The following is a 19447-nucleotide window of genomic DNA, read 5'->3' as shown; positions in this document are numbered from 1 at the left end:
TTAATACTATCCGGGACTGTCCTTGTGTGCAGTGATTTCTACCCGGAACATTACCTTTATACTGCAAGCAGTATTTGTTATCAGTGAGAAATCGGATGCAAATATACTGCTTTTTTTCTTAGATGTACCCTCTTTGGCTAATTTTTTATGTTTTTCAACATATTTATTGCCTTTGAAGGCTTTTTTAGCCATCGGTTTCTGAAATCTTCTGCCCCTTGAAACAAAATTTGGGCAGTCCTGAATGCCCCTGTTAATTTAAAAGCGCTATCTTTGTAAGAAATATGTGTGAGATAGAACAATGATGGAAACAGAACTTATATTAATACGGATCAGTGGTCTGGACCGGCCCGGACTGACTGCTTCGATTACCGAAATATTGTCACGTTATGAAGTGGATATTCTGGATATCGGACAGGCAGACATTCACAGTACGCTTTCCCTGGGTATCCTCTTCCAGTGTCAGGAATCGGATTCCGGCAATGTCATGAAAGAACTGCTGTTCAAGGCTTCGGAGTTGGGTATCAATATCCGTTTTTATCCGATTACAAAAGACGAATACAATGAATGGGTAAGCATGCAGGGCAAGAACCGCTATATTCTGACCTTGCTGGGAAGAAAACTTACGGCCCAGCAGATTGCTGCAGCTACCAAGGTGCTGGCTGAACAGGAGCTGAATATCGATGCCATCCGCCGTCTGACCGGACGTGTTCCGCTGGAAGGCAACAAGACAAACGTAAGGGCCTGCATTGAGTTTTCCGTACGAGGTACTCCCAAAGACAAGGAGAAACTGCAGGGCGACCTGATGGCGCTCAGTACCGCTCTGGGAATGGATTTCTCGTTCCAGCAGGATACCATGTACCGACGGATGCGACGGCTGATCTGTTTTGATATGGATTCCACATTGATTGAGACGGAGGTAATTGACGAACTGGCAGAACGTGCCGGCGTGGGGGCTGAAGTAAAAAGGATTACGGAGCGTGCCATGCGGGGTGAGATTGATTTCAGCGAGAGTTTCAGAGAGCGCGTGGCTTTGCTGAAAGGGCTGGATGAGTCGGTCATGAAAGACATTGCCGAAAACCTGCCCATTACCGAAGGTGTGGAGCGACTGATGTACGTACTGAAGAAATACGGCTACAAGATTGCAATTCTTTCGGGCGGATTCACTTATTTTGGCAATTACCTCAAAGAGAAGTTCGGCATTGACTATGTATATGCCAACCGGCTGGAAATCGTAGACGGCAAGTTGACCGGACGCTACCTGGGAGACATTGTCGACGGTAAACGGAAAGCCGAACTGCTGCAGTTGCTGGCTCAGGTTGAGAATGTGGATATTGCACAGACCATTGCCGTCGGTGACGGGGCCAACGATCTCCCGATGCTCTCTGCGGCCGGTCTGGGTATTGCCTTTCATGCCAAACCGAAAGTAAAGGAAACTGCCCGTCAGGCCATCAATACCATCGGTCTGGACGGCGTACTTTATTTCCTGGGATTTAAAGACTCGTACCTGGATGAACGGGCAAATAGATAATATAGAATAATCAAGTACTAAGTGTAGATATAAGATATGAAGTTTTCGGAACTGAATTTGGAAGACAGTGTATTGCGTGCGCTCGATGCAATGAATTTTCAGGAGTGTACTCCTGTGCAGGAGCATACCATACCTGTGTTGTTGGAGGGGAAAGATTTGATTGGAGTGGCACAGACAGGTACCGGCAAGACCGCTGCTTATCTTCTTCCGGTAATCAATCAGCTCAGCAAAGGAGGTTATCCCGCCGATTCCATCAACTGTGTGATCATGTCCCCTACCCGGGAACTGGCACAGCAGATTGACCAGCAGATGGAGGGATTCTCGTATTTCATGCCGGTTTCGAGCGTAGCCATTTATGGAGGTAATGACGGGGTACGCTTCGAACAGGAGAAGAAGGGGCTGACATTGGGAGCAGATGTGGTGATAGCGACTCCCGGCCGGCTCATCAGTCACCTGAGTCTGGGCTACGTTGATCTTTCCAAAGTCTCCTTTTTTATATTAGACGAAGCCGACCGTATGCTCGATATGGGATTTGCAGACGACATCATGCAGATTGTGAAGTATCTGCCTGAGAACCGGCAGACCATCATGTTCTCTGCCACCATGCCTGCCAAGATACAGCAGCTGGCAAAAAAGATCCTGCATGATCCGGCAGAAGTGAAACTCGCGGTATCCAAGCCGGCAGAGAAAATCATCCAGGCGGCTTACGTGTGCTACGAGGCTCAGAAACTGAGAATCATCGAAGATTTGTTCAAGGTGCAGCAACCGGAACGTGTCATCATTTTCGCTTCTTCCAAGCAGAAGGTCAAGGAAGTCACCAAAGCGCTGAGACGACTGAAACTGAATGTTGGAGAAATGCATTCCGACCTGGAGCAGAACCAGCGTAATGCTATCATGCACGAATTCCGTAATGGAAGAATCAACATGCTGGTAGCCACCGACATCGTGGCGAGAGGAATTGATATCGATGATATCCGTCTGGTCATCAACTACGACGTTCCTCACGACTGCGAGGACTATGTACACCGTATCGGTCGTACGGCACGTGCCAACCACGACGGTTGTGCCATCACTTTCGTCAGCGAGACGGAACAGACCAAGTTCAAGCAGATTGAATCTTTCCTGGAAAAAGACATCTACAAGATTCCGGTTCCGGCAGAGTTAGGAGAAGCTCCGGCTTATGCCCCCCGCACCGAAAAGAAGTCATCCAAAGGAAAATTCCAGAAATTCAGGAGAAAGAAAAAAGCCTGATAAAAAGATAAATCCATGCGGTACCGGGATTCCCCACATACCGCATGGATTTATTTTTTATCAGGAAGTCTGTCAGGTACGGCTCACGAGCCTGTAAGCCCGTTCGCCCCTTGCCTCACTTTACCCTTCGATTTCGCTTAACTCGAGCCAGCGCATGGTCTTTTCGTCCAACTCATTTTCCAACTCAGGCAAACGCTTGGATTTCTCTGTCAGTTCCTCTACGCTGAGTGTTCCGCTGCACAAGGCTTCTTCGATACCTTTCTTCTCAGCCTCCAGTCCTGCAATGTCCTTTTCCAACTGCTCAAACTCCTGTTTTTCCTTATAAGTCAGCTTCCGCTTGTCGTTCATGCGCACCTTCTGCGTCTTTTCTTCTTTCGGCTTAGCCGCTTCCTTGTCGTGCTCAGCCTTAGCCAACTTCCATTCACGGTAGTTCGAGTAATTGCCCGGGAAGTCACGGATGTCACCCTGTCCTTTGAACACCAGCAGATGGTCCACTACCTTATCCATGAAATAGCGGTCGTGGCTCACCACGATGACACATCCCTTGAAGTTCTGCAGATACTCTTCCAGCACCTGCAACGTCACGATATCCAGGTCGTTCGTAGGCTCGTCGAGTACCAGGAAGTTCGGATTCCGCATCAGTACCGTACACAGGTACAACCGTCTCCGTTCACCTCCGCTCAACTTATACACGTAGCTGTGCTGGGTTTCCGGAGTGAACAGGAAGTGCTGCAGGAACTGTGAAGCCGTCAGACGCTTGCCGTTTCCGAGTTCGATAACCTCCGCAATGTCCGTAATCACGTCGATGACCTTCATCTGCTCGTCAAACTGCAGTCCCTCCTGCGAGTAATATCCGAACCGGACCGTCTCACCGATATCCAGGGTACCCTTATCCGGTTTCTCCAGTCCCATCAGAATCTTGATGAACGTCGATTTACCCGTTCCGTTGTTTCCTACGATACCCATCTTTTCGTAGCGCGAGAAGATGTAAGAGAAATCCTCCAGAATCTTCAGGTCGCCAAAACTCTTGTACAGATGGTCCGCTTCGAAAATCTTGGAACCGATATATGCCGCCTTCACATCCAGTTGCACCTGATGGTCGTACATCCGCTGCTTCGCCACCTTCTCCAAGTCGTAAAACGCCTCTTCCCGGTAGCGCGCCTTATGTCCTCTGGCCTGAGGCATCCGCCGCATCCATTCCAGTTCCGTACGATACAGGTTGTTGGCACGCGCAATCTCCGCATTCGTCGCATCAATCCGCTCCTGCCGTTTTTCCAGATAATAACTGTAATTTCCCTTATACGAATAAATCTGCTTGTTGTCGATTTCGATGATCTCCGAACATACCCGGTCCAGGAAATACCGGTCGTGCGTCACCATCAGCAGACTCAGGCTTCCCTGATTGAGGTATTCCTCCAGCCATTCCGTCATGTCCAGGTCGAGGTGGTTCGTCGGCTCATCCAGAATCAGCAGGTCCGGCTCAGTAATCAGCACGTTTGCCAGTGCCACACGCTTCAGCTGTCCTCCCGACAACTGTCGGATAGGCTGGTCGAAATCCCTGATCTTCAGCTGCGAGAGAATCTGTTTCGCCTTACGCTCATAGTCCCATGCCTTTTCATGCTCCATCCGTGCCAGCAAATCCTCCAGCCCCGGATTACCGGGAGTCTCCATACAGCGCTCATACTCCTTGATCAGCTGCACGGTACTGTTGCCATGATAGAAGCAGGCCTCCATGACCGTCAGGTCCTCCGGATAGTACGGACTCTGCTCCAGGTATCCCACCCGCAAGTCCTTCCGGAAGGTAATTTTCCCTTCGTCGTATCCCTCCTTGCCCGACAAGATATTCAGCAAGGTCGTTTTTCCCGAACCGTTTTTGGCAATCAATCCGATGCGCTGTCCCTCCGCGATTCCGAACGAAATCTGCTCGAACAGTACCAAATCGCCGAACGACTTAGTCAGATTTTCTACTTGTAAATATGGATTCATGTCTATTGATTGTCAGTTATGTTTATTCCTTCCGGGGATTATAAAATCTTTTCGACTTCCGCCTTGATGCTCTCAAACTCCTCTTTCAGGTTCACCTTCTCCCCGTTGCGGACCTTGTTCCAGATCAGCGACATCGGATACACCATCAGTGAAGAATCCGCAAAGCGCAATGCCGGAAATTCCTTGGCACCGTCGATGACAGTCACCCATTCCATTCCGTCCATTTCATTTACCAGAATGGTACCGAAAGCAATACCGAAGCTCTCCCATGCCGACCGCTGGTTCTTGTTGAACTTGCCGCTGTCGACCACCTTCTGCAGGTTGTCAATATCTTTTCCCGAAGCTGTAAAGTCTTTCGTCAACTGCTTTTTCAGGGTAGTTACCGCCCAGTCGTAAGATTCGTTGATGACATTGATTTCCAGAATGCGGACCGGAATCACCTCTTTCCAAGGCTTCTCGTCCGGAGTGCGGACCTGCAGCGAGCGGACAATCATCTCCCCTTCCTTCGGACTTTCACCTTTCGGAACGGTAAAGGAGCATTCCACTGACACACTGCCCTTTCCGGTAATCCAGATATGAGAAGTATACCACGTATTGTTCTCCTGAAAACTCTCAGTAAGATACGCACAATCCCAGTTGCCGACCTTTACCCGGCGCGCCCCTCCGTTACCTTCCAGTTCCTCATCGATACACGCAGCCGCATAATGACGGTCCTCGCCCAGATACGCCGAGATACGGAAATTGCCGCTCCATTTGTTCGGATTATAAAACAGAAAACTGTTTTCTTCGTCTTCAAACTCTCCCCATCCCTTCGGATATTCCAAAGCAAACCAGGAGCCCGGAGAAATATATTTCATCATGTCAATAAAATTTTATGGTGTCACACTAGGGAAAAATTACTTTACCGGCAAAATCTCAATCCAGTAGTCATCCGGATCATTGATAAAGTACAGTCCCATCTTTTCATTCTCGAAACATACACATCCCATCTCCTTGTGGAACTTGCGTACCTCATCGTAGTCGCCTTCCACGCGCAGACAAAGATGACTTTCATTCTCTCCCAGTTCATAAGGACCCACATGATCTCTGAGCCAGGTCAGCTCCAATGAAAAGCCCGTACATCCGTCCGACAGATATACCAGAATAAAAGAACCGTCGGCAGCCTCCTTACGGTGTGTTTCGTGCAGCCCCAGTGCCTTTTCATAAAATTCGATACTCTTGTTCAGATCGGTCACGTTGATATTGAAATGGTCAAATCTTCCTTTTACTTGCATATTAGTTATTCTGTTTTGTTAGGTTGGTTCTATATAATCATCCGTTGTCCCCGTCGGGTAATGCCCAGGAACACCGTGCCGTGCGCACGGCAATCTTTCTCAAACGCATTGGCCAGGTCATACGCTTCGTCGAAATGCATCGGCACAAACTTTCCGGTCGGTATCTGTCCGATAAACTGCCGCGGTCCCCGCATGTATTCACGTCCCAGTCGCGGATCGACAGGAAACATAACCACATCCAGTCGCTCGACCGCTGCCGAAAGTGTTGCCAGCTCCTGCAGGAAATGACGCTCATAGCCCCTCCATTCACTTTCCTCACTTTCATCCATCCAGTGCCAGTTGTTCAAGTCGCCCGCATGGAACACCTTCTTGCCTTCCATCTCCATCAGAAAAGAAATCCCGATATCCGTAGAGCCGAAGGCCCGTACACGCAGCAGGTCATCCTCGTACACCTCCCCCTTATCCAGGTACACAGCCTCTATGCCCGCCAGTCCCTTCAACTGACAGATGTCCCTGGAAAAGACAAACACCACATCCGGCTTTTCCGCTTTCCACTTCAATATCTCCGGATTGAAATGGTCGGCGTGCGAATGGCTCGACAGTACATACAGCCGTCCCGGCCGGTGCAGCAGTTCGCGGTGCCATATCCCATTGGTCGCCGATTCCGAATCCTCAAAATAATCGACCACCAGTGTATATCCTTCGCCCAGCAGGGCAAATCCGCTGTGATATAAATAAATCAGTTCCATACTCCACTTATTTTCCGATAGGCTGAATGGACGTCCGGATTACCTTGTCAATCTCCAGGAACGTATAGTTCACCTTGCCCGAATGAATCAGCTTTTCATTCTCGTTGTAAATACGCGTCGCATACTCCTTCGATTTCTCGAACAACAGAAGCGAGATACTTTCCTGCGACTTTCCTTCCATGGTCGAATCAAGCTTCTCCTCCGGGAAAAAGTCGTTCAGATTGACATCCCCGATCATCGACGTTTCCAGAAAATGAATCTTCTTGTGCATCCGGTCGGTATAATACCCCACAAACATATGTCCGGGAATGCGGACCAGAATCGGATTGATGTTAATGGCTTTCAGCAAAGACGCAAACAATACACTTCCGTCCACACAGTTGATCTGTGCCGAGGCCAGCGCATCATCGAAAGTCCGTACCCTCTGGGCAAAGACCACGTTCGAAGAAAGACTGCTGTTGCTGATGGAACTGTATTTAAAGCCCCTTTTCTGCAGCACATACCACAGTGCATACACCTGCTTGTCCACCACCTTCGGATCCTTGCTCTGATACCCCCAGAAGCGGTTCACAATCCGTGCATTCAGTGCCTCACGCAGAATCAGGTCGATCTGAGGATTGTCCTCGTTCACATAAGCCGCAAAGAAATCACCTGTATCGTGGAATTTCATCTTGCTGTCGATGTATCCCAGCAGACACTCGTTCACGCTCCGCATCGAGTACGTATGCATGCTGTTTCCCAGCTCCTTCTTGTTCAGTGACGCCTGAATGGACACCGTCACCGGACAGGGCTGTTCGTTCTCGCGCAACGCATTGTAATCCCAGATAATATCCGGATAAATCACATACTCCTTTCCGCTTTCCGGCAGGATGAACTCCGATACCGAACGGGCGAAAAAAGGCGATTCAGCCACCTCAACCCTCAGTTTGCTGTTCTTATAGGTATTCTTTACCCTGATTCCGATACACGACTTCGGATTGCCGATGTAATCGGTCCCTTCGGCAGGAACCAGCAGATTGGCATCCGTGGTAGCCGTTGAAATCAGTGCCACCGGAAACAGATTTCCGCCCAGCTCGTCGGTAAACTCAAAGCCGGAACTGAAGCCCTCGTAACGATACATATAAATAGCTGAAGCGATGACCATGCACCCTGCCAGCAGGCTCCCTTTCAGTTTCCAGTTCCAATTAATCTGCGAAAATTTCATCTTCAGCCCTCTAGTTTGTTTCCTCCGGAACAGCACCTTTCCCTGCCTCCGGATTCATTAATTCACTGTAATGAGAAACGCACAGCCTGCCCTCGGAAGGGACGGGCTGTGCACCGCATTAACGTACAGCGATACATTCAATCTCTACGAGTGCACCCTTCGGCAACGCTTTTACGGCTACTGCCGAACGTGCCGGGAAATCGCCTTCGAAATAAGTGGCATACACCGCATTCATTTCAGCGAACAGTGACATATCGGCCAGAAAGACAGTGGTTTTCACAATGTTGGCTGTTGTCAGTCCTGCTTCCGCCAAAATGCTCTTGATGTTTTCAAACGACTGAGTAGTCTGTTCGGCTACTCCACCCGGAGCAAATTCGCCGGTTGCCGGATCTACCGGAAGCTGACCGGAAAGAAATACCATACCGTTTGCTTCAATAGCCTGACTGTACGGACCGATAGCGGCCGGTGCCTTTTCTGTAAAAATAACTTTTTTCATAAAATTCCGTCTTTTAAAAATGTAAAGTTTAATTTTCAATGCTAAATTAAGGCATTTCTGCCAATAAATCATTATCAGAATGAAAAAAAAGCGATTTTTATTAGAATATATGACGGAAAATATCTACTTTTGTCTCTGTAACAATGGGTCTGGAACATCATCCATGACTCCATCCATTGTTTATCCTATTGAAATTTAACTAATCACGATTAATTATTTTAAGCTGTAATTGTCAGACCGGATGTTTTCACTCAAACCTGCATGTACTGTGAGTTATGTGCAGAGGCCATCTGACAAGTTGCAATATCATTACACACTTTTATATGTATAACATTATTCAATTAAACGACAAGGACTTGTCTGAATTGCAGGAAATCGCCAAAGAGTTGGGGTTAAAAAAAGTCAGCTCCCTGAAAAAGGAAGAACTGGTTTACCGCATTTTGGACGAACAGGCTATTGTAGGTGCTACCAAGAAAGTGGCAACCGCCAAATCAAAAGAAGAAAAGCAGGATGGCCAGCAGCCACGCAAGCGCTCGCGTATCAGCGTAAAGAAAGAAGGAGACAAAGTTTATACGGCTACCAAAGACAAGGCACAGAAACTGGAGGCCAAGACGCCGCCATTGCCTTCGCCTGCCCCTCTTTTCAAGGATGATGCTTCTCAGACAGCCGAACCGGCTGCAGCAGCGGTTGCAGAAAGCGAAAAGCCTGCCACTGAAAGCGCACCGGTCGTTGCCGAAGAAAAGCCAAAAGCTAAAAGAGGACGGAAGACTGCCGGCAAGAGCGGAGAAAATACCGACAGCGAAGCTGAAAAGAACGAGGCTCCGAAAGCTAAGAAAACCGCTCGCAAGAATACAGAAAACAAGCCCGTCGCACCGATTCCGGTTCCTGTAGAAGATGATATGGAACTTCCTCCCCTCGACCTGAGCAGCGGTGACGACTTCATCCCTATCGAAGATTTGCCTTCTGAAAAATTCGAACTTCCTTCTGAACTGCTGGGTAAATTTGAAGCAACCAAAATGGAAACTCCGGCTCCTGCGGCCCCCGCTGCGAAAAAGGACAATGCCAAACAGAACAACCGTTTCCAGAACCGTCAGCAGAAGTTCAACAAGAACAACAATAACAACAACAATAATAATAACGCCAACAATGCCGGCAACAATGCGGGCCAGGCAACTGCCGCTCAGGCACAGGCCAACATACCGGCTGTAGTACCGGCCGCACTCCCTGCTCCTGCTCCGGTAGAAGAAGCACCGGCCAAACCGGTAGAGAAGCCTTACGAATTCGATGACATTCTTCAGGGCGTAGGCGTACTCGAAATCATGCCCGACGGTTATGGCTTCCTCCGTTCTTCCGATTACAACTACCTGTCTTCACCCGATGATATCTACGTATCTCAGTCGCAGATCAAACTGTTCGGACTGAAAACCGGAGACGTGGTAGAAGGTATCATCCGTCCGCCGAAGGAAGGTGAAAAATACTTCCCGCTGGTAAAAGTATCCAAGATCAACGGACTGAATCCGGAACTGGTACGCGACCGTATCTCGTTCGACCATCTGACTCCGTTGTTCCCCGATGAAAAATTCAAGCTTTGCAAAGGATATAACGACAACCTGTCTGCCCGCGTAGTCGACCTGTTCTCACCGATCGGTAAGGGACAGCGTGCACTGATCGTGGCACAACCCAAGACCGGTAAGACCATCCTGATGAAGGATATCGCCAACGCCATTGCCGAAAATCATCCGGAAGTGTACATGATCATGCTGCTCATCGACGAGCGTCCGGAAGAAGTGACCGACATGGCACGCAGCGTCAAGGCCGAAGTGATTGCTTCTACCTTCGACGAACCGGCTGAACGCCATGTCAAGATTGCGGGCATCGTACTCGAAAAAGCCAAGCGTATGGTGGAATGCGGACACGATGTAGTCATCTTCCTCGACTCCATCACCCGTCTGGCACGTGCCTACAACACCGTATCTCCGGCATCGGGCAAGGTGCTTTCGGGAGGTGTGGATGCCAACGCGCTTCACAAGCCGAAACGCTTCTTCGGTGCGGCACGTAACATTGAAGGAGGCGGATCGCTCACCATCATCGCTACTGCACTGATTGATACCGGTTCGAAGATGGATGAGGTGATCTTCGAGGAATTCAAGGGTACGGGTAACATGGAGTTGCAGCTCGACCGCAACCTGAGCAACAAGCGTATCTTCCCGGCAGTCAACATCACGGCTTCAAGTACCCGTCGCGACGACCTGTTGCTCGACAAGACGACACTGGACCGTATGTGGATCCTGCGCAAGTACCTGGCCGACATGAACCCGATCGAAGCCATGGACTTTGTGAAGGACCGTCTGGAAAAGACCAAGGACAACGAAGAGTTCCTGATGAGCATGAATTCATAAAAACATACCTGAATCCGGCCCCGGCGGCCGGGTTCACCGTACAGACGCAAAGGGGCGTGAAGTGGAGTATCTTACTCCGGCTTCACGCCCCTTTTCCTTTGCGGCAGTAGCCAAAGTGACCGATGGGATAATCCGGCATGGAAGTCCGTGGCACCGGGGAAGCATAGCTGATGAGAAAAGACAATGTAAGGCGGGGAAAAATATAAGGGAATGCAGTGAAACGCATAAAGAAGGAATGAGTAAAAGACGGCGAGGCTTTTCAAAAAGACCGCCATCTTTTCAGAAAACATGGCGAGGTTTTGCCGCACCCTTCATTATGCGCAGCCAAAAACACCTTGTTGCCTGGATAAACGGATAAAGAGATCGGAATCTCAGACGGCAGTCTCTGCTCGAACGGAAGAAACTCCGTGTCTCAGCGGACAGTCGGACCCGAAAAACCGGAATGAAACAGAGAGCCGGGCATAAAAAAAAGCGGCGTCTGTCTCCGGAATTCAGATTCCACACAGACGTCGCCTTTTTTATCTCACACAGTGTCCGGCTTAGAACGGCAGGTCGTCCTTCTCGTCGGAAGCAGCAAAGTCTACCGGAGCTGCATTCAGCGGCGGGAAGGGGGCACCCATCGGAGGCACCGCATCGGCAGCCGCATTCACGCGTTCTACCTTCCACGCACGGATACTGTTGAACCAGCGTCCCTGCCATTCACGGGCATCGATGTCGAACGATACGTTCAGCTCCTCACCTACCTGGATGTTAAACTGCTGAATCTTATCTTCTCCAAACACGTCAAAACACATCCGGCGCGGATACTGATCGTGAGTCTCAATTACATACTCTTGCACTTTCCACTGATTGCCACTCTTGGACACGCCGCCCCGTGGCTCAAGCACTGCTATCACTTTTCCAGCTAATTCCATATCAAACTTTTTTAATTCGGTCACGAAATTACATTTTTCTAGAGAAGTAAACTAATTTTTTATCTTCTTTTTTACGATGCTTATGCAATCTTTTCGTAACTTTGGCAGTTAAATAAGTCATTCGAAATAAAAGCAAAAAATAAACTATTAACAGATAAAAACCATGAGATTTACAATTTCAAGCACAGCTTTGTTCAGCCATTTGCAGGCTATCAGCCGCGTAATCAATTCAAAGAATTCGCTTCCTATCCTGGATTGTTTCCTGTTGGAACTGGTGGATGGAACGTTGCATATGACCGCTTCGGACAACGAGACAACTTTGTCGACTTCGATCGAGGTAAATGAGTATGAGGGAGAAGGCCGGCTGGCGGTTTCATCGAAGACATTGCTGGAAGCATTGAAAGAAATCCCGGAACAGCCGCTGAATTTCCACATTGCCGACAACCTGGAAATCAAGGTGGAATACCTGAACGGACAGTACAGCCTGATGGGACAGAATGCCATGGAGTATCCGCAGGCACAGGAACTGGGACAGAATGCGGTGCAGGTAACCATTCCTTCGGCTATCCTGATGTCGGGTATCAACCGCAGCATTTTTGCTACGGCCGATGACGAGCTGCGTCCGGTGATGAACGGTATTTATTTTGACATTACGACAGAAGACCTGACCCTCGTGGCTTCCGACGGCCACAAGCTGGTGCGCTGCAGAAGCTTTGCCACACAGGGCAGCGAGAAGGCGGCTTTCATCCTGCCGAAAAAACCGGCCAACCTGCTCAAGAACCTGCTTCCGAAGGAACAGGGAGACGTGCAGATCGGTTTCGACGACCGTAATGCGGTCTTCACGCTGGAGAATTACCGGATGGTGTGCCGCCTGATTGAAGGACGTTATCCGAACTACAACTCGGTGATTCCGCAGAACAACCCGCACAAGGCAACCATCGACCGCGCCCTCTTTATCAGTGCGCTGCGCCGTGTATCGGTATTCTCTTCTCAGGCAAGCAGTCTGATCAAACTGAGTCTGTCGGAAAATGCCATGAAAATCTCGGCACAGGACATCGACTTCTCTACTTCGGCAGTTGAAACCATCAGTTGCCAGTACGACGGAAACGACATGAGCATCGGCTTCAAGTCTTCTTTCCTGATCGACATCCTGAACAATATCTCTTCGCAGAACATTGTCATTGAACTGGCCGATCCGTCGCGTGCGGGAGTCATCGTTCCTGAAGAACAGGAAGAGAACGAAGACCTGCTGATGCTGTTGATGCCGATGATGCTGAATGACTGATTCGCTGCAGGGCCACGCCCGGAAGGACGTGGCTGATTTTTAATTTGTAACCAACTTCAAACTGTATGAAACTGAATTTAAAGAATCCGATAGTGTTTTTCGATCTGGAGACTACCGGAACCAATATAAATACTGACCGGATCGTGGAAATCTGTTACCTGAAGGTGTATCCTAACGGCAACGAGGAGAGCAAGACGCTGCGCATCAATCCGGAAATGCATATTCCTGAGGCTTCTACAGCCATTCATGGCATCCACGACGAGGATGTGGCCGACTGTCCGACGTTCAAGGAGGTGGCCAAGGACATCGCACGGGATATCGAGGGAGCGGACATCGCCGGCTTTAACTCCAACCGTTTCGACGTGCCGGTGCTGGTGGAGGAATTCCTGAGAGCGGGCATCGACATCGACCTGACAAAGAGAAAGTTTGTCGACGTGCAGGTGATTTACCACAAACTGGAACAGCGTACCCTCTCGGCAGCCTATAAGTTCTACTGCAACAAGAACCTGGAGGATGCGCATACTGCCGAAGCCGACACCCGGGCTACGTACGAGGTGCTGAAGGCACAGCTGGACCATTATCCGGATGTACTGGAAAACAACATTGACTTCCTGTCGGAATATTCTACGTACAGCAAGAACGTAGACTTCGCGGGACGCATCGTATACGACGAAAAGGGAGTGGAAGTCTTCAATTTCGGAAAATACAAGGGAATGCCGGTCAGCGAGGTACTGCAGCGTGATCCGGGCTACTACGGCTGGATTCTGAACGGAGACTTTACACTGAATACAAAGAACATATTGACAAAAATCAGGTTGCGCGGAAGCGGACTGGTGAAATGAGTATGATGAAGGGAAAGAAAATCGTTTTGGGAATTACGGGAAGCATTGCAGCCTATAAAGCGGCGGTGCTGACCCGCGGATTGATCAAAAAGGGGGCGGAAGTGCAGATTGTGATTACGCCGGCCGGAAAGGAGTTCATTACGCCGATTACGCTTTCGGCGCTGACCAGCAAGCCGGTCATCAGTGAGTTTTTCTCGCAGCGCGACGGAACGTGGCACAGCCATGTCGACCTGGGACTGTGGGCCGATGCGATGGTCATTGCGCCGACAACGGCTTCTACCATCGGAAAGATGGCACACGGAGTGGCCGACAACATGCTGGTGACGACCTACCTGTCGATGAAGGCGCCGGTGTTTGTGGCTCCTGCCATGGACCTGGACATGTTTGCGCATCCTTCTACCCAGCATAATCTGGACATCCTGCGTTCGTACGGCAATCACATCATCGAACCGGCTGCTGGGGAACTTGCGAGTCACCTGGTGGGAAAGGGACGCATGGAGGAACCGGAGAAAATCATCGAGGTACTGGAAGCCTTCTTCAGCCGCCAGGAAGACCTGAAGGGAAAGCGCGTACTGATTACGGCGGGCCCGACGTATGAGAAAATCGATCCGGTGCGTTTCATCGGCAATTATTCTTCGGGAAAGATGGGATATGCCCTGGCCGAGGTCTGCGCCGAACGCGGAGCGGAAGTGACTCTTGTCAGCGGACCGGTGAACCTGCAGGCCGTGCATCCGAATATCCGCTGGGTGGATGTGGAAAGTGCGGAAGAGATGTACCGGGCTTCGGTGGAAGCTTTTCCGCAGGCAGATGCGGCCATTCTCTGTGCGGCCGTGGCCGATTTCACTCCGGAGGTGGTGGCCGGCACGAAGATCAAGCGTGAGAAAGAAGATCTGGTACTGCGGCTGAAACCGACGCACGACATTGCAGCGGAACTGGGAAGAATGAAGCGTGACGGTCAGAAACTGGTGGGCTTTGCGCTTGAGACCAATGACGAACTGAAGCATGCACAGGACAAGATGGCACGCAAGAACCTGGATTTCATCGTACTGAATTCACTGAACGACAAGGGAGCCGGATTCCGTTGCGATACGAACAAGATTACGATTGTCGAGCCGCAGGGAGCTACCCCCTACCCGCTGAAGAACAAGCAGGAGGTGGCCGCTGACATTATCGATAAATTGGTTTCCTTATTTTGACAAGAAATTTGACAAGATCGGAGAGATATGTTGCAGTCTATCTACATACGTAACTATGCGCTGATTGACGAACTCGATATCAGTTTTACTTCGGGCTTCTCTGTCATTACCGGAGAAACAGGTGCCGGAAAATCCATCATCCTGGGAGCCATCGGACTGCTGCTGGGGCAGCGGGCGGACGTAAAGGCCATCAAGAACGGGGCTTCGAAATGCATCGTGGAGGCAAGGTTTCACATTGCCAACTATGGGATGGAGGGTTTCTTTGCCGATAATGACATCGAGTTTGATCCGGAGGAATGCATCCTGCGCCGGGAGGTATCGGCCAGCGGCAAGAGCCGGGCATTCATCAATGATACGCCTGCCTCACTGGCGCAGATGAAACTGCTGGGGGAAAAGCTGATTGACATTCACAGCCAGCACCAGAACCTGTTGCTGAACAAGGAAGGATTTCAGTTGAATATCCTGGACATCCTGGCGCAGGACGAAGCTCTGTTGAACCGTTACCAGGAGCTTTACGGACGCTACAAGGGGGTGTGCAGGGAACTGGAGGATTTCATTGCGCAGGCAGAGAAGAGCCGTCAGGACGAGGACTACATCCGCTTTCAGTTGGAACAGCTGGAGGATGCGGATCTGAAGGAGGGTGAACTGACTGCCCTGGAACAGGAAGCGGAGATGCTCAGTCATGCCGAAGAAATCAAGGCGGGACTGTACCGTGCGGGACAACTGATTGACGGGGAGGAAAACGGAGCGCTTTCGATGGTGAAGGAATGCATCCAGTCGCTTCAGGGTATTTCGCGGGTGTATCCGCAGGCTGACGAATGGCGCGAGCGGCTTCACAGCTGCTACATCGAACTGAAGGATATCGGACACGATTTCTCGGTGGCGGAAGAAGAAGTGGAGTTCAATCCGGGACGGCTGGATTTTGTGAACGAACGGCTGAACCTGATATACAACCTGCAGCAGAAGCACCGGGTGGAAAGTCTGGAGGAGCTGATTGCACTGACTGACAAGTACCGTGAGCAACTGGAAGCGATTACTTCGTTCGACGACCGCATTGCGGCACTGAACCGTCAGAAGGAGGAACTCTACGCACAGGTGTTGAAGGAGGCTGCAGCCCTTACTGCTGTCAGATCGGAGGCCGCACGTTACATCGAGGCACAGATGCAGGCACTGCTCGTGCCGCTGGGAATGCCCAACGTACGTTTTGCCGTCGACATGTCGGCCCGCAAAGAGCCCGACAGCAAGGGAATGGACAGTGTGACCTTCCTGTTCTCGGCCAACAAGAACGGTACGCTGCAGAATGTGGCATCCATCGCTTCGGGCGGTGAGATTGCGCGTGTGATGCTTTCGCTCAAGGCCATGATTGCCGGAGCGGTGAAGTTGCCGACCATCATCTTCGATGAAATCGATACCGGAGTCTCCGGTTCCATCGCTGAGAAGATGGCTCTGATAATGGAGGACATGGGACGGCAGAACCGGCAGGTCATCAGCATTACGCACCTGCCGCAGATTGCAGCCAGGGGAATTGCCCACTACAAGGTATATAAGGAAGATACGGAAACCGGTACCCTCAGCCACATCCGTCTGCTGGACAAGGAAGAACGGGTGAAGGAGATTGCCAACATGCTGAGCGGTACGACACTGACTGAGGCGGCACTCAACAATGCAAGGGTGCTGCTGGGGCTAGAGAAATAAGTATAAATGACAAATTAAGAAAGTGATATGTTTGAGAAAAATGAAATGATATTTGGCGTCAGAGCCGTGATTGAAGCGGTACAGGCCGGAAAGGAAATCGACAAGGTACTGGTGAAGAAGGATATTCAGAGCGATTTGTCGAAAGAGCTTTTTGCCGTACTGAAGGATACGTTTATTCCGGTGCAGCGCGTACCGGTGGAACGCCTGAACCGCATTACGAAGAAGAATCATCAGGGAGTCGTGGCTTTCATCTCTCCCATTGCCTATCAGCGGACGGAAGACATCGTTCCCTATCTTTTCGAACAGGGAAAGAATCCGTTGCTCATCATGCTCGACGGGGTGACCGACGTGCGCAATTTCGGTGCCATCGCCCGTACGTGTGAGTGTGCCGGAGTCGATGCCATTGTAATTCCTTCGAAGAACAGCGTGAGCGTGAATGCGGATGCCATCAAGACTTCGGCCGGTGCCCTGCACACGCTGCCGGTATGCCGTGAGAGCAACCTGACGCAGACCATCAAGTACCTGAAGGATTGCGGATTCAAGATTGTAGCGGCTACGGAAAAGGGAGACTACGACTATACCAAGGCTTGTTATACCGATCCTACCTGCATCATCATGGGTGCGGAAGATACGGGAGTGCCTTATGAGCACCTGGCACTCTGCGACGAGTGGATCAAGATTCCGCTGTTCGGAAACATTGAGTCACTGAACGTATCGGTGGCTGCGGGAATCTTGATTTATGAGGCAGTGAAGCAGCGCGGCTTCTCCGAAGAAAAATAAAGGTAGGATGTATTTAAATTAATGGAATCATGAAGAAAATAATCTGTATACTGGCTTGCGGAATGCTTTTTCATACGGGGATGGCTCAGGGACTTCCCAAATGGGCCAACAAGGCTCGCAAGGCGGTATTCTCTGTAATCACCTATACGGCCGACAATAAGATCCTGAATACCGGAAACGGCTTTTATATCGATGAGAACGGAACGGCTGTTTCGGATTATTCGCTCTTTAAGGGTGCGGATCATGCGGTAGTCATTACGGCCGACGGCAAGGAATTGCCTGTGCGCTACATCATGGGAGCGAATGACATGTACGATGTAATCAAGTTCAAGACAGTGGCTGACAAGAAGATTGTGGCGCTGACCATGGCTCCGACGGGTGTGAGCAAGGGCGAAACGGTCTACCTGCTCCCCTACGCTACCCAGAAGGCGGAAGCAGGTCTGAGCGGTACGGTGGCAAAGGTGGACAGCATCGGCAACCAGTCGTTGTATTATACACTGAACCTGCAGGCTACGGACAAATCGGTGAGCTGTCCGGTGATGAATGCCGGAGGTGAGGTGCTGGGACTGATGCAGAAAAGCACGGACAAGGACGGAAAAGAGAGTTATGCCATCGGTGTAGACTATGCGGCTGCGCTGAGCATATCGGCTTTGTCATTCAACGATTATACGCTGAATACCATCGGAATCAAGAAGGGACTGCCGGAAGATGAGTCGCAGGCGTTGGTGTATCTGTATATGGCTTCTTCGCAGTTGAAGGCGGAAGATTACCTGAATTTGCTGAATGATTTCATTGGTCAGTATCCGCAGAACATGGAAGGATATATCCGTCGTGCAACGTATTACATCAATACGGGTGTGGAAGCGGATGTAGCGCTGGCGGAAGAGGACATCAAGAAGGCGGAAGAGGTCAGTGCCAAGAAGGACGAGGCACATTACCAGATTGCCAAACTGATTCACTCGTACGTGGTGAATACTGAAGCGGACAAGCGTCAGAAAGGATGGGACTATGAACGGGCACTCTCGGAAGTAAACCAGGCACTGGAGGCGGCTCAGGAACCGATTTATTACCAGCTGCAGGGAGATATCTATTTTGCCATGCAGAAATATCCGGAGGCTTATGGAGCTTACGAGCAGGTGAACAAGAGCAACCTGGCTTCTGCAGCGAGCTATTATGCAGCGGCAAAGGCCAAGGAACTGACAGAAGGCAGTGACAAGAAAGAAGTGATTGCCTTGCTGGACAGTGCCGTAAGCACTTATAATCAGCCTTACGGACAGGAGGCGGCTCCTTACATCTATGAGAGAGCGCGACTGAAGCTGGATAGTAAGATGTATCGGGAGGCTGTCATCGATTATAATCTGTTCCATGATGCGATGATGGGACGGGTATCTGCCGAATTCTATCTGATCCGTGAACAGGCGGAAATGCAGTGCAGAATGTATCAGCAGGCCATCAATGACATCAACCAGGCCATTGAAATGGATCCTTCTAATGCCGGTTATTGGGCAGAAAAAGGAGGTATTCATCTGCGTCTGAACCGCTTGGAAGAAGCCATCCAGGCACTGGAGAAGGCATTGACGCTGAACCCGGACGAGGCTTCGACTTACCGTATGCTGGGATATGCGGAACTGCAGCATGGAAAGAAGAAAGAAGGATTGGCGCATTTGCAGAAAGCCAGTGAAATGGGTGATACGGTAGCAGGTGAGCTGATTGAGAAGTATGGAAAATAAGACGGGAAAACCGTAACGGAACAGTACTGGTACCGGAGTGGTCGACCGCACTGAATATAGCCGGCCGGAGAAGCCTTTCAGATACGAAAGAATTCTCCGGCCGGTTGTGTGTATAAAG

Annotated in this window: 17 protein-coding genes; 9 read left to right on the top strand and 8 right to left on the bottom strand. The window is 50.3% G+C overall.

Going from position 1 to position 19447, the window contains the following annotated elements:
• Nucleotides 1–6 precede the first annotated feature (6 nt).
• The gene (locus H3001_RS00710) at nucleotides 7–192 is read right to left on the bottom strand and encodes a hypothetical protein (RefSeq protein ID WP_181213784.1); all 186 of its coding nucleotides are present in this window, start codon (nucleotides 190–192) and stop codon (nucleotides 7–9) included.
• A gap of 106 nt (nucleotides 193–298) precedes the next feature.
• Between H3001_RS00710 and serB the strand changes: the two genes are divergently transcribed.
• Both serB and H3001_RS00700 read left to right on the top strand, forming a co-directional pair.
• On the top strand, nucleotides 299–1528 hold the full coding sequence (gene serB / locus H3001_RS00705; protein ID WP_394367779.1) for a phosphoserine phosphatase SerB: 1230 nt from the start codon (nucleotides 299–301) through the stop codon (nucleotides 1526–1528).
• A gap of 36 nt (nucleotides 1529–1564) precedes the next feature.
• Nucleotides 1565–2779, top strand: a complete 1215-nt coding sequence (locus H3001_RS00700) for a DEAD/DEAH box helicase (protein ID WP_181213783.1) — start codon at nucleotides 1565–1567, stop codon at nucleotides 2777–2779.
• 120 nt (nucleotides 2780–2899) lie between these two features.
• On the opposite strand, the gene abc-f is transcribed toward H3001_RS00700, so the two are convergent.
• From abc-f to H3001_RS00670, 6 genes are all read right to left on the bottom strand, one after another.
• Nucleotides 2900–4765, bottom strand: coding sequence for a ribosomal protection-like ABC-F family protein (abc-f, locus tag H3001_RS00695; RefSeq protein WP_181213782.1), 1866 nt, complete (start codon nucleotides 4763–4765; stop codon nucleotides 2900–2902).
• Between the two features lie 38 nt (nucleotides 4766–4803).
• Nucleotides 4804–5622, bottom strand: coding sequence for a DUF3805 domain-containing protein (locus tag H3001_RS00690; protein ID WP_181213843.1), 819 nt, complete (start codon nucleotides 5620–5622; stop codon nucleotides 4804–4806).
• 39 nt (nucleotides 5623–5661) lie between these two features.
• Entirely contained in the window at nucleotides 5662–6039 is a 378-nt protein-coding gene (locus tag H3001_RS00685) for a VOC family protein (protein ID WP_181213781.1), read from the bottom strand.
• 29 nt (nucleotides 6040–6068) lie between these two features.
• Nucleotides 6069–6788, bottom strand: a complete 720-nt coding sequence (locus tag H3001_RS00680; protein ID WP_181213780.1) for an MBL fold metallo-hydrolase — start codon at nucleotides 6786–6788, stop codon at nucleotides 6069–6071.
• 7 nt (nucleotides 6789–6795) lie between these two features.
• Nucleotides 6796–7932, bottom strand: a complete 1137-nt coding sequence (locus H3001_RS00675; RefSeq protein ID WP_394367780.1) for a hypothetical protein — start codon at nucleotides 7930–7932, stop codon at nucleotides 6796–6798.
• 178 nt (nucleotides 7933–8110) lie between these two features.
• On the bottom strand, nucleotides 8111–8488 hold the full coding sequence (locus H3001_RS00670) for a RidA family protein (RefSeq protein ID WP_181213778.1): 378 nt from the start codon (nucleotides 8486–8488) through the stop codon (nucleotides 8111–8113).
• 323 nt (nucleotides 8489–8811) lie between these two features.
• On the opposite strand from H3001_RS00670, the gene rho reads away from it, so the two are divergent.
• Nucleotides 8812–10887: a transcription termination factor Rho gene (gene rho, locus H3001_RS00665; protein ID WP_181213777.1), complete on the top strand. Its 2076-nt coding sequence runs from the start codon at nucleotides 8812–8814 to the stop codon at nucleotides 10885–10887.
• Nucleotides 10888–11426: 539 nt separating this feature from the next.
• Here the strand turns inward: rho and H3001_RS00660 are convergent.
• Nucleotides 11427–11801: a DUF3127 domain-containing protein gene (locus H3001_RS00660; protein WP_181213776.1), complete on the bottom strand. Its 375-nt coding sequence runs from the start codon at nucleotides 11799–11801 to the stop codon at nucleotides 11427–11429.
• A gap of 163 nt (nucleotides 11802–11964) precedes the next feature.
• Between H3001_RS00660 and dnaN the strand changes: the two genes are divergently transcribed.
• From dnaN to H3001_RS00630, 6 genes are all read left to right on the top strand, one after another.
• Nucleotides 11965–13086 (top strand): DNA polymerase III subunit beta, encoded by a 1122-nt coding sequence (dnaN, locus tag H3001_RS00655; protein ID WP_181213775.1) that lies wholly within the window; start codon nucleotides 11965–11967, stop codon nucleotides 13084–13086.
• Nucleotides 13087–13151: 65 nt separating this feature from the next.
• Nucleotides 13152–13928 carry a 3'-5' exonuclease gene (locus H3001_RS00650; protein ID WP_181213774.1) on the top strand — a complete coding sequence of 259 codons (777 nt, stop codon included), beginning with the start codon at nucleotides 13152–13154 and terminating at the stop codon, nucleotides 13926–13928.
• Between the two features lie 5 nt (nucleotides 13929–13933).
• A complete protein-coding gene (gene coaBC, locus H3001_RS00645; protein ID WP_181213842.1) occupies nucleotides 13934–15124 on the top strand; it encodes a bifunctional phosphopantothenoylcysteine decarboxylase/phosphopantothenate--cysteine ligase CoaBC in 1191 nt (396 codons plus the stop codon).
• Nucleotides 15125–15151: 27 nt separating this feature from the next.
• The gene (recN, locus tag H3001_RS00640) at nucleotides 15152–16819 is read left to right on the top strand and encodes a DNA repair protein RecN (RefSeq protein ID WP_181213773.1); all 1668 of its coding nucleotides are present in this window, start codon (nucleotides 15152–15154) and stop codon (nucleotides 16817–16819) included.
• A gap of 27 nt (nucleotides 16820–16846) precedes the next feature.
• Nucleotides 16847–17599 (top strand): 23S rRNA (guanosine(2251)-2'-O)-methyltransferase RlmB, encoded by a 753-nt coding sequence (rlmB, locus tag H3001_RS00635; RefSeq protein ID WP_181213772.1) that lies wholly within the window; start codon nucleotides 16847–16849, stop codon nucleotides 17597–17599.
• 29 nt (nucleotides 17600–17628) lie between these two features.
• Nucleotides 17629–19329 carry a serine protease gene (locus H3001_RS00630; RefSeq protein WP_181213771.1) on the top strand — a complete coding sequence of 567 codons (1701 nt, stop codon included), beginning with the start codon at nucleotides 17629–17631 and terminating at the stop codon, nucleotides 19327–19329.
• Nucleotides 19330–19447 lie beyond the last annotated feature (118 nt).

Origin of the sequence: Phocaeicola faecicola (genome assembly GCF_013618865.1) — a bacterium.
GTDB classification, from domain to species: domain Bacteria; phylum Bacteroidota; class Bacteroidia; order Bacteroidales; family Bacteroidaceae; genus Phocaeicola; species Phocaeicola faecicola.
Note: the sequence above shows the minus strand (reverse complement) of the source record. Positions and strands in the feature narration are given on the sequence as shown.

Coding starts and splice junctions, on each gene's coding strand:
- H3001_RS00710 (WP_181213784.1), bottom strand. CDS start 192: ATGGCTAAAAAAGCCTTCAAAGGCAATAAATATGTTGAAAAACATAAA.
- serB (WP_394367779.1), top strand. CDS start 299: ATGATGGAAACAGAACTTATATTAATACGGATCAGTGGTCTGGACCGG.
- H3001_RS00700 (WP_181213783.1), top strand. CDS start 1,565: ATGAAGTTTTCGGAACTGAATTTGGAAGACAGTGTATTGCGTGCGCTC.
- abc-f (WP_181213782.1), bottom strand. CDS start 4,765: ATGAATCCATATTTACAAGTAGAAAATCTGACTAAGTCGTTCGGCGAT.
- H3001_RS00690 (WP_181213843.1), bottom strand. CDS start 5,622: ATGAAATATATTTCTCCGGGCTCCTGGTTTGCTTTGGAATATCCGAAG.
- H3001_RS00685 (WP_181213781.1), bottom strand. CDS start 6,039: ATGCAAGTAAAAGGAAGATTTGACCATTTCAATATCAACGTGACCGAT.
- H3001_RS00680 (WP_181213780.1), bottom strand. CDS start 6,788: ATGGAACTGATTTATTTATATCACAGCGGATTTGCCCTGCTGGGCGAA.
- H3001_RS00675 (WP_394367780.1), bottom strand. CDS start 7,932: ATGGTCATCGCTTCAGCTATTTATATGTATCGTTACGAGGGCTTCAGT.
- H3001_RS00670 (WP_181213778.1), bottom strand. CDS start 8,488: ATGAAAAAAGTTATTTTTACAGAAAAGGCACCGGCCGCTATCGGTCCG.
- rho (WP_181213777.1), top strand. CDS start 8,812: ATGTATAACATTATTCAATTAAACGACAAGGACTTGTCTGAATTGCAG.
- H3001_RS00660 (WP_181213776.1), bottom strand. CDS start 11,801: ATGGAATTAGCTGGAAAAGTGATAGCAGTGCTTGAGCCACGGGGCGGC.
- dnaN (WP_181213775.1), top strand. CDS start 11,965: ATGAGATTTACAATTTCAAGCACAGCTTTGTTCAGCCATTTGCAGGCT.
- H3001_RS00650 (WP_181213774.1), top strand. CDS start 13,152: ATGAAACTGAATTTAAAGAATCCGATAGTGTTTTTCGATCTGGAGACT.
- coaBC (WP_181213842.1), top strand. CDS start 13,934: ATGAAGGGAAAGAAAATCGTTTTGGGAATTACGGGAAGCATTGCAGCC.
- recN (WP_181213773.1), top strand. CDS start 15,152: ATGTTGCAGTCTATCTACATACGTAACTATGCGCTGATTGACGAACTC.
- rlmB (WP_181213772.1), top strand. CDS start 16,847: ATGTTTGAGAAAAATGAAATGATATTTGGCGTCAGAGCCGTGATTGAA.
- H3001_RS00630 (WP_181213771.1), top strand. CDS start 17,629: ATGAAGAAAATAATCTGTATACTGGCTTGCGGAATGCTTTTTCATACG.